The following is a 15958-nucleotide window of genomic DNA, read 5'->3' as shown; positions in this document are numbered from 1 at the left end:
AAACACTCAAAGTCGCCCCTTCGCATTGACGTGAAGTGAGCATCCCGCCTGCCGTACCAGGAAGGACCCGTTTAATGACCACCGCACTTGCTGTTGACCTCGGTTCCGCTTCGGGTCGAGTTCTAGCTGGAACTATTGTTGATGGCCGTCTTGAGATCACTGACGTTCACCGTTTCAAGCATCAGGCAATCCGTGACGAAACGGGTTCGTTGACTTGGGACGTTGACACGATGTGGGAACAGACCGTTATCGGTTTGAAAAAGGCAGTGGAACAATTCCCGGACTCGGTGTCTGTTTCCGTGGATACGTGGGGTGTTGACTTCGTTCCCCTCGATGCAAATAACGAGCGAGTTGGCAAGGTTCGTGCCTACCGCGACGAGCGCACCGAGCGCACACACGAAGAATTCCGCTCGCGCGTTGATGATCGCACATTCTTTGAAATGTCGGGTATCGCCCCGGCAACGATCAACACAGCAAACCAGCTTCTGGCTTTTACGTTGGAAGATCCAGAACTTGCTGCCAAGACCGACTCGATTCTTTTCCTTCCTGACTACTTCGCCTGGAAGCTTTCCGGAGTGAAGGGCTGGTCGCGCACCATCGCCTCTACCTCGGGTCTATGTGAACCGGGCTCACCACGATTCAACGATGCCATGTTCGAACGCCTCGGCTTGGATCGCTCGTGGGTTGGTGAATTGAATGACGACCTCACCGCTGTTGGGCAGTGCACCGTCGAAGGCCTCGAGCAACTGACCGTCGTCCGCGGTGGTGCACACGACTCCGCATGCGCAGTTCACGGTCTACCCATTGATGAAGGCGTCCGCGCGTACTTCCTCTCGTGTGGTTCTTGGTCAGTTCTTGGTGCTCTTGAGGATCACCCGCTGATCTCGGATGCTGCATACGAACGTGGTTTGACGAACGAGTCTCGCACTGACGGGGGAGTTCGCCCGCTCTTCAACATCACGGGTATGTGGATTCTTCAGGAAATCCAGCGTCAGTGGGAGCGTGAAGGAACTCCGACTGATACGGATGAGCTTGTCGCGCAGGCCCGTGAATGTGCACCGTGCACCGTGTTCTTCAACCCGGATGACCCGCGCTTTGCTGAGCCTGGTGAGATGCAACAGAAGATTGATGTTGCCCTCGATGAACAGTGTGCTCCGCATCCGACCTCGATGCCCGAGTACGTTCGCCTGATTATCGAATCCTTCGCTCGTCGCTATGCGCGTGCGATTGATGAGCTGACTCAGATTTCAGGAGAGCGACCCGATCAGCTGAACCTTGTGGGTGGAGGCGCCCGCAACCACCTGCTGTGCGATCTCACGGCAGAAGCGGCGCAGGTTCGTGTTGTTGCCGGCCCGATTGAAGCTTCAACTCTCGGTTCGCTTCTTGCTCAACTCGAACTTCTTGGACACCTTGATCCCGCGGATCGCCCCGCGATGATTGCGGCAACAGCAAAGACCCATGTCCACACGCCGTCCAACAGGTAAGAAGGTCTCGCTAGCAGACGTTGCGCGTTTAGCGGGCGTCTCATCGAATACCGTTTCACGCGTTGTTCGCGGTGATCCTGAGGTTGCGGATGCGACGCGTGCGCGTATTTCCTTGATCCTTACTGAAGTTGGGTATCGACCGAATTACGCGGCGCGCGCGCTTGCGTCGAATCGGACGGGCGTTCTGCACGTTTTGCTGGCTGCCCCGATGTTTCACGGGCATGCGAGGGTTTTGCTTTCGGTTTTGAATGCAGGTTCTGAAGCCGGCTATCACGTGTCGCTTTCAAACGCATATGTGCCAAATGGTGAACTGCATAACGACGTGGCGCCATTCGATGTTGATGGGGTTGTGATCCTTGCTGGACAGGACCCGAGCGTTGACCTTGCCATTCAGATTGGCAAGCGGGTTCCGACGGTTTTGGTGCTGACTAGCGAACACGATTTGGATGGAATTTCGACAGTGTCCATTAATAATGTTCGAGGCGCAGAGCTAGCGACTGATCATCTGCTGAGCCAAGGTATTACCGACATCGTTCATGTTGCGGGCCCGTCGGGTTGGTCTGATGCTTCCATGCGCTTGCAGGGCTTTAAACTCTCGTGCGAAGAACACGGAGTCGAAGGCAAAGTGATCGAGTCATATTCGTGGGATTCGCAAGATGGATATGACGCTATGCGCTCGCTGGCAAAGCTTCCCCAGGGAATTCAAGCAGCGAATGATCAGTTGGCGCTTGGTGCCATGCGATTGATTCACGAACGGGGAGCGAAGATTCCGACAGACGTTAAGGTCGTTGGATTCGATGATATTGATGGCGCTGATTGCTATGCCCCTCCGCTGACGACTGTTCGTCAGCCTTTTGACCGCCTTGGTCGTGCTGCTGTTCGTATCGTGTGTTCGATGATGCGCGGCGGTAAGAGCGAGGATGTGACGATTGACCCTGAGCTGATTATCCGGTCCAGCTCGATTGAATAGAAAGGACAGATCTTCATGATCTATGGAGCAATGACGCACCCGCAGTTTCTGCGTGCACTGGCCGCGGCTGGCCACGGTTCGAAGATTCTGCTTGCTGATGCGAACTACCCGCACACCACCGGTGTGTCTGAGCGTTGCGAGCTTATCTCGCTGAACTTCGCTCCTGGCATGCTGGACGTTCTTCAGATTCTGGAAGTTCTGAAGCAGGTCTGCCCGATCGAGAAGGCAGAGATCATGGTTCCGGCTCCCGATCAGCCGGCCGTTGAGATCCCGATCCATGATGAGTTCAAGGCCCAGTTGCCCGATACCGAGTTCGGTGAGCTGTCGCGTTTCGACTTCTACGATGCAGCGCGTAGCGAAGATGTGGGCATCATTGTGGCGACTGGCGAACAGCGCCTGTACGGCAATCTTTTGCTGACTGTGGGCGTTCGTCAGCCCGGAGAATGAGTCTTTCGTAGAACTTTCATACGAAACTGCACTGTTGTTCAAGCGCGTTGAGTGTTTGAGCGACAGTGCAGTTCGTTATTTGGCGATTTTTCAGTGAAAATTGCGTATATTTTCGTGAGTTTTTCAGTGAATTGTCGCTATTATTTCTTGTGAGGCAGGTCTTGTTGATTTTCGTTTTAGTTGCTAGACTGTAAAAACCGAAACGAAAGTGACAATCTAATCGATGCTCACGAAGAGGGGATGGGTGTGGGGCGCGCACAACGAACCAGTTACATCCTTGATCGCCTTGCCGTTGAAGGCGAGGTGAATGTTAACGTCCTGGCTGAAGAACTCGACGTTTCGCCTGTCACGATTAGAACCACTTTGAAGGACCTCGAAGATGAGGGTCATCTTGTTCGCACCCACGGTGGTGCTCGTCCGACTGCCTACCGCAATATTCGACTGCGTCAGTCTGACCGAATCGAGGACAAAGAGCGCATTGCCCGCGCGGCCGCCGAAATGGTGCGCGACGATGATCGCATCATGATCGAAGCTGGCACGACGTGCGCTCTTGTCGTCAAGCACCTGACCGGACGTCGTGGCGTTCAGGTCGTTACTAATTCTCTTCTTGTTTTCCAGAATGCTCGTCCGAACCCGCATATTCGGGTCACGCTGACCGGCGGTAGCTTCCATGCTGAAACCGAATCTTTGGTCGGCCCTGTTACAGAGCGTTCCATTAATGACTTCAACGCGCGCCTAGTATTTCTTGGCACTGACGGATTCAGTGTCGAACGAGGTCTGACAACCCAGCTCGCTGAAGGTGGGCATGTTGGCAGTCTCATGCGAGGGCGCACGGAGGAAACCTGGTTGCTTTCAGACTCTTCGAAGTTTGGGCGAGCAGGCTTCGTTAGCTTCATGGGAATTGAGGACGTCACCGGCATCATTACCGATGGCGACCTTCCTGAAGAATCCATCAAGGAATTGACCGAGCGTACGCAGCTACGCATCGTCTAGGAGGAAACACATGGCCACCATCGTGGTGATGCCCCAGCTGGGCAACTCTGTGGAGTCGTGCATTATCGTCGAATGGCAGGTTTCGGTTGGCGATACCGTCGCTGTTGACCAGACTCTCTGCTCGATTGAGACCGACAAATCCACAATGGAGGTGCCGAGCACTGACGCCGGTACCGTCCTGAAGATCCTGTGGGAAGAGGGCGACGAGGTTCCGGTTAAGGATCCGCTCATCATCGTCGGCGAGCCCGGCGAAGATATTTCCGCTCTTGTTCCCGCTGACGATTCGGCGGACGAGGCCGGCGCTGCTGAAGCAGCGGCGGAAAGCGCTCCGGCTCAAGAAGCAGCTCCCGCGCCGTCCTTTGCTACGACCGCTGCGACCGGTGCAGTCTCCCCGCGCGCTCGTGCTCTTGCCGGTTCTAAGGGTATTGACACCGCTGCGATTGCTGAGGGCTCCGGTCCTCACGGTCGCGTGATTGAACGTGATGTTCAGGCCGCTATTGCAGCAGGCCCCGCGTACACTTCAGCGGCGCAGGCGCAAGGAGGTGTGGCTACTGGCGAAGGCACCGGTATTGGTGGTCGCGTGACGACTGCTGATCTGGCAAACCCGACTGCTCCGGCTCCCGTCGTGGCGACTGCAGTTGCAATTCCTGCTGCAGAGTTCCCGGGTGCTTCCACCTCCGAGAAGCTCAAGGGTGTCCGCAAGGTTGTTGCTTCGCGCATGATGGCATCCCTGCAGGAGTCGGCACAGCTGACCCTCAACACGACGGCCAACGCAGCCGGCATTCTTGCGATGCGCAAGAAGGTCAAGAACTCGGACGAAGCTCTGGGCCTCAACAAGATCACCCTGAACGACCTCGTCTGCTTCGCAGTGTCCCGCACGCTCCCGAAGTACCCGGTTTTCAACGCTCACCTCGAGGATGGCACCCTGACCAAGTTCGAGCAGGTTCACCTCGGCTTCGCAGCCGATACTCCGCGCGGTCTTTTGGTTCCCGTGATCCGCTCCGCTCAGGCCCTGTCGCTCAAGCAGTTCTCTGCTCAGGCAAAGAGCCTCGCAGCTGACGCCATCGCCGGAACGATCAGCCCCGACCTTCTTGGTGGTGGCACTTTCACGGTGTCCAACATCGGTTCCTTCGGCATCGAAACCTTCACCCCGGTCATTAACCGCCCGCAGACCGCAATCCTCGGCGTTGGCACCATCACGCCGCGTCCGGTTGTCAAAGCTGACGGCGAGATCGGTGTTGAACAACGTATCAACCTGTCGCTTACGATCGACCACCAGGTCATTGATGGCGCCGACGGCGCACGCTTCCTGAAGGACCTCGTTGTCGCTATCGAAAACATCGACGTCACTGTTCTGGCTTGAGTAATTAGGAGTACACATAATGACTGAAACTCACTACGACGTAATTGTCCTCGGCGCAGGCCCTGGTGGCTACCTTGCTGCCGAGCGTCTGGGGCACGCCGGCAAAAAGGTTCTTCTCATTGAAGAGCAGTACCTTGGTGGCACCTGCCTTAACGTTGGGTGCATCCCGACCAAGACCCTCCTTGCTGGTGCAAAGAACTACCTGCACGCCAAGGAAGCTGGCCAGTTCGGTGTTGACGCAACCGGCGTGACCCTCGACTGGGGTCGCCTGCAGGACTGGAAGGAAAAGGTTGTTAAGGGCCTCGTTTCCGGTGTTGCAGCAACCGAAAAGCGAGCAGGCGTCACCGTTGTGTCCGCACGTGGTCACTTCGACGGTCCCGGCAAGGTCACCGCTGACGGTATCACCTACACTTCCGAGCACGTCATCATCGCAACCGGTTCGGTTCCCGCTGTTCCGCCGTTGCCGGGTGTCAAGGACAACCCGCACCTGGTCGATTCGACCGGTATCCTCTCTCTGCCTGAGGTCCCCAAGCGTCTCGCCGTTATCGGTGGTGGCGTTATCGGCGTCGAGTTTGCTTCACTGTACTCGACCCTCGGCTCGGAGGTCACGATTATCGAAATGACCCCGGAAATCCTGCCATTCATGGATGATGACATGGCTGCCAAGATGCGCGCAGCGATGAAGGGCATCACCTTCGAACTCGGTTGCCGCGTTGAGTCTCTCGACGGCGCAACGGTCCACTACTCGAAGGGTGACGAAAAGAAGGTCCTCGAAGCTGACGTCGTGCTCATGGCTGTTGGTCGTCGCTCGGCAACCGCTGGCTGGGGCGCCGAAGAAGCGGGTCTCGAAATCAACCGAGGCATCGTTGTCGATGACTGCATGCGTACCAATCTGCCGAACGTGTGGGCAATTGGTGACGTCACCGGCCGTTCACTGCTAGCACACGCCGCATACCGCATGGCAGAAATTGCTTCCGCGAACATCATCAACCCCGATGCATGCAAGGTTGGCGAGGTTATGCGCTGGAACACTGTTCCGTGGGCAGTCTTCTCCATTCCCGAGGCTGCAGGCGTTGGCCTCACCGAATCTGCTGCAAAGCGCGAAGGCCGCGACGTCCTAGTTGCAAAGGTCCCCGCTCAGATGTCTGGTCGCTTCATTGCGGAGAACGGCTTCAAGGCTCCTGGTGAAGCCAAGATCCTCGTTGATCCGAAGACCCAGCAGGTCCTCGGCATCCATGTGCTCGGCGCATACGCAGCAGAAATGATCTGGGGCGCACAGGCCGTCCTCGAAATGGAACTGACCGTCGAAGACCTCCGTCAGGTTGTCTTCCCCCACCCGACTGTCTCCGAAGTTATTCGCGAGGCTGCCTGGGCCGTCAAGCTCTGAACCTCCACAGACGAAGAAAGAAGTAAGACACAATGACGAAGTCTCTGATCATCGACCCGTCGCAGGTCCGCGCGACAGGTCATATCCAGTTCCCGGACATCCCGGTGAACCAGTACACGTTTGATCTCGATACCGAACTTGGTCGCTATGGCAAGGACGGCATGGTGAACATGCTCCACGACATGATCGTGGTCCGTACCTTCGAATCCATGCTTGACTCCATCAAAAAGACCGGCGAGTGGCAGGGCATTGCCTACAACCACAGGGGTCCGGCTCACCTTGGTATCGGTCAGGAATCGGCATACGTTGGCCAGGCATCAGTCCTGACCCCGGATGACCAGGTTTTTGGTTCGCACCGTTCGCACGGTGAAATTCTTGCCAAGTGCTACTCGGCAATGCGCCAGATCGAAAACGGTGAGCTTGAAAACATCATGAAGACCTTCCTCGACGGCGAGACCCTCTCGTTCGCAGAGAAGATCGACTACAAGGACACAAAGGACCTCACCGAGAACTTCATCCTCTTCGGTGCCCTCGCGGAAATCTTCGCCCGCAAGTCCGGCTTCAACCGTGGCCTCGGCGGCTCGATGCACACCTTCTTCCTGCCGTTTGGCTCCTATCCGAACAACGCAATCGTTGGTGGCTCTGCTCCAGTCGCAAACGGTGCAGCACTCTTTAAGCGCATCAACCGCAAGCCCGGCATCGTTGTCTCCAACGTCGGCGACGCAGCCCTTGCATGTGGTCCGGTCTGGGAAGCAATGAACTTCGCTTCCATGGATCAGTTCCGCACGCTGTGGCGTGAAGAGGACGGTGGCAACCCGCCGATTCTGTTCAACTTCTTCAACAACTTCTACGGCATGGGCGGTCAGACCTTCGGTGAGACCATGGGGTACGACATCCTCGCCCGTGTCGGTGCAGCCCTCAACCCCGAGGCTATGCACGCAGAGCGCGTCGACGGTATTAACCCGCTGGCTGTTGCCGACGCCGTCTCCCGCAAGAAGAAGATCCTCGAAGAGGGACGTGGCCCGGTCCTCATGGATACCATCACGTACCGCTTCTCTGGTCACTCCCCGTCGGATGCCTCCTCGTACCGCACCAAGGACGAGGTCGAGCTCTGGGAGAAGGTCGACTGCATCAAGACCTACTCGGATTTGTTGATCTCCAACGGTCTGACCACGCAGTCCGATATTGAGGACTACACCGCTACCCTCACCGAAAAGCTCGTTAAGGTCCTCAAGCTTGCCATCGACGAAGACACCTGCCCGCGCGTTGCCGACGGCTACATCGACACGGTTATGTTCTCGAACACGCCGACCGAGAAGATGGAAGAAGGCGAAGCGGAGATTGATCTCGAAAACAACCCGCGCGTCGCCGCGATCTCGCGCAAGATCCGCACCGCTAAGGACGAGAACGGCAAGCCCGTTTCCAAGATGAAGATGTACCAGTTCCGTGATGGTCTCTTCGAAGCTATGCTCCATCGTTTCAAGGAAGATCCGACGATGGCCGCATGGGGCGAAGAAAACCGTGACTGGGGTGGCGCATTCGCTGTCTACCGTGGCCTGACCGAAGCGCTTCCGTACCGTCGTCTGTTCAACTCGCCGATCGCTGAAGCGTCAATCGTCGGCGCAGGCGTTGGCTACGCAATGGCCGGTGGCCGTGCAGTTGTCGAACTCATGTACTGCGACTTCCTCGGCCGAAGCGGCGACGAGGTCTTCAACCAGATGGCAAAGTGGCAGTCCATGTCCGCTGGCCTGCTGAAGATGCCTCTCGTCCTCCGTGTCTCCGTTGGTAACAAGTACGGTGCACAGCACTCGCAGGATTGGTCGGCATTGACCGCCCACATCCCGGGCCTCAAGGTCTACTTCCCGACCACGCCGACCGATGCAAAGGGCATGCTCAACCTTGCTCTTCGTGGCACCGACCCGGTTGTCTTCTTCGAATCCCAGCTCCTGTACGACAAGGGCGAAGAATTCGAGCCCGGTGGTGTTCCGGAAGGCTACTACGAGACCCCCGAAGGTGAACCGGCAATCCGTCGCGAAGGCACCGACATCACGATCGCCGGCTACGGCGCAACGATCTACCGTGCACTTGAGGCTGCTGATGTCCTTCAGGAGAAGTACGGCATGAGCGCCGAGGTCATCGACCTCCGCTTCGTCGCACCGCTCAACTACGACAAGCTCATCGAATCCGTGAAGAAGACAGGTCGCCTGCTTCTCACCTCCGATGCTGTCGAGCGTGGCAACTTCCTCAACACCGTTGCAGCGAACGTCCAGACTCTCGCATTTGACGCTCTCGACGCGCCGATCGCGGTTGTCGGCTCGCGCAACGGCATCACCCCCGGCCCCGAGTTGGAGTCCTACTTCTTCCCGCAGGTCGAGTGGATCATCGACACAATCCACGAGCGCATTGTTCCGCTCCCGGGCCATGTGCCCTCGTCGAACCAGACTGAAGGCGAGATTGCTCGTCGCAACCGTCTCGGTCTCTGATGATTGACCCGGTGGGGCGGGCTTCGGCTCGCCCCACCGGTGCCATCAGGCATTTAACGCTTTAATTTTTTTCTACATTTCGATACGAGGATCCGATGGACGCCACCAACGACGTTAGCCTGAGCCAGGAGGACCGCCTCGCCGCTCTTGCCGCAGTTCTGAATGATGAAGAGTTCCCCGCGTGGGTTCCTGAATCGAACAACCACATTCATACGTGCTACTCCTTCAGCCCCTACACGCCGACCGCTGCAGCATTGAATGCTCGTCGCGCAGGCCTGCGTGTTGTTGGCTCCGTCGATCATGACTCGATCGCAGCTGCGCCCGAAATGACCGGCGCATGTCGTCTGCTGGGAATGGGCTCAGTCACCGGCTTTGAAATCCGCGCTTTCTTTGATCCCGACGGTCCGTTTGCTACTCGTAAGCTGAACAATCCGGACTCCGAAGGCATCGCCTACATGACGGTTCAGGGTGTTCCGGCTCCTGCTCGCGAAAAGGTTACCGAGTGGTTGGCGCCCAAGCGCGCTGCCCGTCTCGAGCGCACCCTGAAGATGGCTGAGGCCGCGAACAAGATCCTCGTTGGTCTTGGCCTGGAGCCTTTCGATCCTCAAACTGACATGGTCGGCATCTCTCAGTATGCCAACGGTGGCGGTATCACAGAGCGCCACCTGCTTGCCGCGATGGCATCGGCTCTCATTAAGGGATTCGGTCGCGGTCAGAGCCTCGTCGATGGCCTGAAGAGCATGGGTGTCAACATTCCGCCAGCCCTCGAAGGCGCACTCGGTGACGCTGAGAATCCGCACCTCGTCTACGATCTTCTGGGTGTACTGAAGTCGGAATACTTGGGTCGCATCTACATTCAGCCCACTGACGAGTTGCCGACTGCGAAGGAAGTTGTTCAGTTCGCAGATTCCATCGGTGCCATTGCCACCTACGCCTACCTCGGTGATGTTTCCGCTTCGCCGACCGGCGACAAGAAGGCTGAAAAGTTCGAAGATGAATTCCTTGACGAGCTCTTCGAAGCTCTCGAAGAAAAGGGCCTGCGCGCTGTTACCTATATGCCTCCGCGTAACACTCCGGAACAGCTCAAGCGAATCCATGAACTCGCAGTCAAGCACGGCATGCTCGAGATCTCCGGCGTCGACATTAACCAGCCACGCCAGCTCTTCAACTGCCCCGAACTGCGTCGCCCCGAGTTCGAAGATCTCAACGAGGCCACGTGGGCACTTGTCGCGCACGAGGCCCTGACCAGCTTCGATCCGAAGTACAACATCCTGGGTAGCGAGCGACTCACTCCTGAGCACCTTGCCGTCCGTATTGCTTCCTACGCTCCGCTTGGACGCGCTATTGCTGATGGCGCAGATCCGGCTGAAGTCGCAGCAAATATTCCTACCGTCTGAGAACTATCCGAAGGATTAAACATGACTCATGCACCGTTGCTTCGAGGCCTGTTCCTGAGCGCGCTTGCTCGACCGGTCATCGTTCGCCCAACCGATAAGGCTGCGACCCTGACCCTCGATGCCAACCTTGAAACGGTTGACGCTTCGACTCTTTCCGAAACCGAACTTCCCGTCGTCGTCACCGTCGGCGAAGAAACCTACGAGATCACCGCGACCCCGCGCAACGACCGTGAAATCTCCGGTCGTGTCGCGCTGGTTACCGGTGGCGCACAGGGCTTCGGTGCCGAGATCGCCAAAGGCCTCGTCGGCCAGGGTTGCTTCGTCTACATCGCTGACCTGAACGGCGAAGGCGCTGCTGCCAAGTGCAAGGAACTCGGCGAAGACACCACGTACCCGATTACCGTCAACGTTGCGGATGAAGAATCCGTGACCGCGATGACCGAGGAAATCGAAAAGGTCACCGGTGGTATCGACCTGATCGTCTCTAACGCAGGCATCGTTCGTGCGGGATCTGTCCTTGAACAAGACGCATCTGCTTTCCGCCTGTCGACCGACATCAACTACGTCGCATTCTTCCTGGTTACCAAGCACCTTGGTGGTCTGCTTGCTCGTCAGCATGCAACATCTGGTGCATGGCTGACCGACATTATCCAGATCAACTCCAAGTCCGGTCTGGTGGGCTCGAACAAGAACGCCGCATACGCAGGCTCCAAGTTCGGTGGCATCGGCCTGGTCCAGTCCTTCGCCCTCGAGATGGTCGAGCATGGTGTCAAGGTCAACGCAATCTGCCCCGGTAATTTCTACGACGGCCCGCTCTGGTCTGACCCCGACCGTGGCCTGTTCGTTCAGTACCTGAACTCGGGCAAGGTCCCCGGCGCGAAGACTGTCGCGGACGTCAAGGAGTTCTACGAAGCAAAGGTTCCGATGCGTCGTGGTGCCCAAGGCATCGACGTTCTGCGCGCGATCTTCTACATCGTCGAGCAGGCATACGAAACCGGCCAGGCCGTCCCGGTTACGGGTGGCCAAGTCATGATGAACTGAGCGCAAGCTTGATCCGGAAAATAAGGAGAATCCAATGACTGAGTACCCCGAATCGCAGTATGCGATCCAGATCGTCGGCGCCGAAGAATTCGTCGTCAACAAGGAGAAGGGCATCGACAAGGTCGGCCCTCACCAGATGATGCTCAAGGTTGAGGCATGTGGCATCTGCTTCTCTGACACGAAGCTGTTGCACCAGTTCGACAAGCACCCGCGTAAGTCCGAAGTCATCGCGGGAATCACCCCCGAAGCACTTGCCGAGATCCCGAACTACCGTCCCGGCTCCCAGCCGACGGTTCCGGGTCACGAGCCCGTTGTCCGCGTCGTCGAGGTAGGCGAGAAGGTCACCCACTTCAAGGTTGGCGATCGTCTGCTGGTCCAGGCTGACTGGAAGCATCTGCGCACTGCGAAGTCCAATGGCGCATTCGGTTACAACTTCGACGGTGCCCTTCAGGAATACACGGTCGTCGATGAGCGTTGTGTCGTCTCCCCCGAAGGTGAAGAGTTCCTGATCCACGTGACCGAGGGTCCGTCGGCAGCGGCCGTTGGCCTGATCGAGCCGTGGGCAACCGTTGAAGGCTCCTACGCGTGGGCAGAGCGCAACCACGTTGCAGACGGTGGTCGCCTGCTGGTTGTCGGCGAAGGCTCTGTCGAAGAGCTGACCGCTGATCACAAGCCTGCGCAGATCGTTACCGTTGACGTTGCCGGTATTGATGGTCTTGAAGGACAGACCTTCGATGACATCGTCTTCTTCGGAGCGGACGCGGACGGCATTGAAAAGGCGTCTCTGCTGCTCGGTACCCGTGCGGTCATGTGTGTTGTCCTCGGCGGAGAAACCATCTCCCGCAAGGTCAGCCTTGACATCGGTCGTGTTCACTACGACTTTATCCGCTTCTGTGGCACCGTCGGCACGGACCCGCGCGAAGGCTATGCATGGATCCCCGCTAACGGCGACCTGCGTCCGAACGATAAATGCGCGTTCATCGGTGCCGCCGGCCCGATGGGTGTGATGCACACGATGCGTGCGGTCACCTCCGGTGTTGAGGGCATCTCCGTTGTCGGCACCGACCTTTCTGACGATCGCCTGGCAGGTCTGAAGAAGACCGTTGGCCCGACCGCCGAAAAGAACGGTGTTCCGCTGGAGATCATCAACACCTCCACCACTCCGCTTGAGTACGGCTACACCTACATCACCTGCCTGGTGCCGGTGCCGGCGCTGGTTTCTCAGGCTGTCGATATGTGTGCAGATGGTGCGATCCTCAATGCGTTCGCTGGTATTCCGGCGGGCACCTTTGGTGACTTTGATCTGCAGGGCATCATCGAGCGCAAGATTTTCATGCTGGGCACGTCAGGCTCTGATGTTTCCGATATGCGTACCGTTCTGCGCAAGATCGAAGCCGGCATCATTGATACGTCGATCTCCCTGTACGCAGTGACCGGTATGGCAGGCTTCGGCGACGCCATCAACGCGGTGATCAACCGTACGTCGGGGGGTAAGATCATGGTCTTCCCGACCCTGCATGACCTTGGTTTGACGCCGCTGACGGAACTTGGTGACAAGTACCCTGAGGTTGCTGCCAAGCTGGTGGATGGTCTGTGGACGAAGGAAGCTGAAGAAGTTCTTCTCGAAGTAGCCAAATGACGTTTCTGGGTGGTTTTTGAAGGGGAAAGCTACCTAGCAACTCAGCGGTAAGCCTCATCGTGGCGCAAGCCTTTGTTCCTTTCGTGCTCGTGCCAGTTGGTGAATAATTGCCGAGGCCTGGGCCGGATCTGCATTGCAGGTCCGGCCCAGGTGTGTTTGTCCCTGATTGAGGTTGGTTAAGAGCCTTGGGCTGTGACTGGGTTATGCGCGTCTGTGGGCCTTGTGCGTGTGCGCTGGTGTACGAGGTCCGGTGTGGCAGGTTTTGTCGTCTGAGATGTTGTTTTACCAGCTGGGAGCCTGATTTCGTTGCCTCGTATGCCTGAGCTGGAAAAACTGACTGGTGGGATGATTCGCGAAACGGAAAGCGTGTACCCGCCTGATGAATGCCGATACGGGGCTGCCTTCTCGAAATTAATCCTGAAAAAGGTAAAAGTGTGGCCCTCGCTCATTTCTGAACGAGGGCCACACGTCACGGATGTGAGGTCAGAACTAGTTGAGCGTGATTATCACTTCCAGTAGTCGAGTTCTTCGGTGATACCGATGGAAGTCGCCTTGAATTCGGGGTTCTTTCCAGCCTTGCGCTGCGCCTGGTAGTCGTTCGCAGCCTTAATGGCCTTGTTGCCCAAGATGATGATGACCGGCAGGTTGATCAGAGCCATTAGACCCATCAATAGGTCACCAAGGTTCCATGCAACTGAGAAGTCCAGAAGAGCACCCGAGAACACAAGAATCACTGCGATGCCACGGAAAATCTGCAGACCCCAGATCGGAACGCGTCCACCAGCGAGGAAGCGCAGGTTGACCTCGGCGTAGTAGAAGTTACCGATGATCGTCGTGAATGCGAAGAGCAGCAACGCGGTGGTCGTGAACGGCAGAGCGACGCCACCGAGAACGGTCTGCATCGAAGCTGTAACCAGCGGAGCGCCTTTCAGATCGTCACCACCCTGGACGCCAGAGGAGAGGATCAGGAACGCGGTCAGAGTACAAATGATCATCGTGTCGATGAAGACGGAAAGCATCTGGACCAAGCCCTGCTTCACGGGGTGTGAAACAGATGCGGACGCAGCCGCGTTCGGAGCAGAGCCGACACCGGCTTCGTTCGAGTAAAGACCGCGCTTAATACCGAGCATCATTGCCGAGCCGGCGAAACCGCCGAAGATTGCCTCAAAATCGAAGGCGCCTTGGAAGATCGCGGCGAGCATTGTGGGGATGTTCTGGTAGTTGAAGATGATGACGATCGCAGCAACGGTCAGGTAAATGAGGGCCATGATCGGAACCAAGACGCCGGTAACCGAAGTCAGGCGCCGTGTGCCCCCAAAGATTGATAGTGCCATCGCGATGGCAAGGATTGCGCCGATGATGTACGGGGTCGAGCCTTCGTGGTACCAGGAGTACGAGGTGAATGCGTCAGCGACGTTGAACGAGGCCAGCAGGTTGAAGCCACCCATGTAGGTGAGGATCAATGCGATTGCGAAGATCACTGCAAGCCAACGCTGCTTGAGCGCGATCTGGATGTAGTACGCGGGGCCGCCGATGGAATGGTCGTCAGCTGAGTGGCCACGCTTCTTGTAGATCTGGGCAAGTGTGGATTCGATGAATGCTGACGCGGCGCCGAGTGTTGCGATGACCCACATCCAGAAGACGGAGCCTGCGCCACCAAGAGCGACTGCGGTACCGACTCCGGCGATGTTGCCGACGCCCACGCGCGATGCGGTGGAGACCATCAGTGCGCGGAAGGATGAAAGCTCGCCTTTCTTCTCTGGGGGCTCGGTGACCACGCGGATTGATTCGCGGAACATACGCACAGGCAAGCCTTTGGTGCGAATGAAGAAGTAGAGGCCGCCACCGATAAGCAGTGCGATCAGGATGTATGAGTACAGCCAGGTGTTGAGAACGTCGAGGACTGTGTTAATCGAGTCGACAATCGATGAAGAAGCAGGAAGCATGCTCGTTACCTTGTCGGAAGATGGGACGCTACATGGCGTAGCGATTGACAAGGTGATTGTACGGGAAAGGCAAAGGACTAGTCACGTTTGGGCTAATGTTTGGAAAATCTAGGAAAGGGAAAGGAAAAGCTTCTCCAATTCAGCAATGCTTGTCTCCTGGTTTTCGTCGTTGGATACGCATTCGCGCAGGGTGAATGCTGATGCCCTGAAGCGTGGGCTCATTGCCATCAGGAACTATTGGACTACTGAGACATGACGGTGAAGCAATCGTCGATTGCTTCGAAGACCCTAAAGGAAGAGGAATGAACAATGTGTCGACCGGTGAAGTGTGACATCTGCGGAAAGACGACGTGGGCTGGCTGTGGGTAGCATATTGACGCTGTCAAGGCATCGGTTCCTGCAAGCGACTGGTGCCCTGGTCACTGTGAGGAGAGTGGCAATCGTCAGAAGAAGAAATTTGTGTTTAGCTCGTCAAAGTGGCTGAATTTGAGGAGAAAATGAGCCTTCGCGCCGAGTGTGGTGACGCTCACGTCAAAATGATTTGACGAGTTGCCACGAAGGTGTGTAAATTATTTTCCTGTCGCCGAGAGCGAGAAAAGCTCGAATCGACTGCCTCCCTCACTGAGGTAACCAACGAAAGTTGAGTGCTTTTGGTGAGTGTGTGGGTGTTGTTTGTGAACTCGATAGTGTGTTTGTTTTTATGCCTGTTTTTTGTTTTTGAGTTTGTTTTTTTGTTGGGATTGGCTGGCCGCGTTTTGGTGGTTGGTTTTTTCTGGATATGTTTTTGTTCGGAGAGTTTGATCCTGGC

Annotated in this window: 12 protein-coding genes; 10 read left to right on the top strand and 2 right to left on the bottom strand. The window is 56.9% G+C overall.

Going from position 1 to position 15958, the window contains the following annotated elements:
* Window positions 1–74 precede the first annotated feature (74 nt).
* The 10 genes from QP442_RS07610 to QP442_RS07565 all read left to right on the top strand — a co-directional run bounded on the left by QP442_RS07610 (window position 75) and on the right by QP442_RS07565 (window position 13204).
* Window positions 75–1484: a rhamnulokinase gene (locus tag QP442_RS07610; protein WP_219585450.1), complete on the top strand. Its 1410-nt coding sequence runs from the start codon at window positions 75–77 to the stop codon at window positions 1482–1484.
* A complete protein-coding gene (locus QP442_RS07605; protein ID WP_219585449.1) occupies window positions 1459–2454 on the top strand; it encodes a LacI family DNA-binding transcriptional regulator in 996 nt (331 codons plus the stop codon). The genes QP442_RS07610 and QP442_RS07605 overlap by 26 nt, the downstream gene beginning before the upstream one ends.
* A 15-nt stretch (window positions 2455–2469) precedes the next feature.
* Window positions 2470–2901 carry an RbsD/FucU family protein gene (locus tag QP442_RS07600; protein ID WP_006680219.1) on the top strand — a complete coding sequence of 144 codons (432 nt, stop codon included), beginning with the start codon at window positions 2470–2472 and terminating at the stop codon, window positions 2899–2901.
* A 246-nt stretch (window positions 2902–3147) separates the two neighbouring features.
* Window positions 3148–3894, top strand: coding sequence for a DeoR/GlpR family DNA-binding transcription regulator (locus QP442_RS07595; RefSeq protein ID WP_006680218.1), 747 nt, complete (start codon window positions 3148–3150; stop codon window positions 3892–3894).
* Window positions 3895–3904: 10 nt separating this feature from the next.
* Entirely contained in the window at window positions 3905–5257 is a 1353-nt protein-coding gene (locus QP442_RS07590; RefSeq protein WP_006680217.1) for a dihydrolipoamide acetyltransferase family protein, read from the top strand.
* A gap of 19 nt (window positions 5258–5276) precedes the next feature.
* Window positions 5277–6644 (top strand): dihydrolipoyl dehydrogenase, encoded by a 1368-nt coding sequence (gene lpdA / locus QP442_RS07585; RefSeq protein WP_103632462.1) that lies wholly within the window; start codon window positions 5277–5279, stop codon window positions 6642–6644.
* Between the two features lie 32 nt (window positions 6645–6676).
* Window positions 6677–9127, top strand: coding sequence for an alpha-ketoacid dehydrogenase subunit alpha/beta (locus QP442_RS07580; RefSeq protein ID WP_103632461.1), 2451 nt, complete (start codon window positions 6677–6679; stop codon window positions 9125–9127).
* Between the two features lie 95 nt (window positions 9128–9222).
* Window positions 9223–10524 carry a PHP domain-containing protein gene (locus QP442_RS07575; RefSeq protein ID WP_006680214.1) on the top strand — a complete coding sequence of 434 codons (1302 nt, stop codon included), beginning with the start codon at window positions 9223–9225 and terminating at the stop codon, window positions 10522–10524.
* A gap of 21 nt (window positions 10525–10545) precedes the next feature.
* Window positions 10546–11565 (top strand): SDR family NAD(P)-dependent oxidoreductase, encoded by a 1020-nt coding sequence (locus tag QP442_RS07570; protein WP_006680213.1) that lies wholly within the window; start codon window positions 10546–10548, stop codon window positions 11563–11565.
* A gap of 34 nt (window positions 11566–11599) precedes the next feature.
* Window positions 11600–13204, top strand: a complete 1605-nt coding sequence (locus QP442_RS07565) for an alcohol dehydrogenase catalytic domain-containing protein (protein ID WP_103632460.1) — start codon at window positions 11600–11602, stop codon at window positions 13202–13204.
* 506 nt (window positions 13205–13710) lie between these two features.
* Here the strand turns inward: QP442_RS07565 and QP442_RS07560 are convergent.
* Both QP442_RS07560 and QP442_RS07555 read right to left on the bottom strand, forming a co-directional pair.
* The gene (locus QP442_RS07560; RefSeq protein WP_103632459.1) at window positions 13711–15150 is read right to left on the bottom strand and encodes an alanine/glycine:cation symporter family protein; all 1440 of its coding nucleotides are present in this window, start codon (window positions 15148–15150) and stop codon (window positions 13711–13713) included.
* A 526-nt stretch (window positions 15151–15676) separates the two neighbouring features.
* A partial coding sequence (locus QP442_RS07555) for a hypothetical protein (protein ID WP_285069744.1) occupies window positions 15677–15958 on the bottom strand: 282 nt, incomplete at its 5' end.

The organism is Pauljensenia sp. UMB1177 (assembly GCF_030217965.1).
GTDB classification, from domain to species: domain Bacteria; phylum Actinomycetota; class Actinomycetes; order Actinomycetales; family Actinomycetaceae; genus Pauljensenia; species Pauljensenia turicensis_A.
This window is presented reverse-complemented; position numbering and strand designations above follow the sequence as displayed.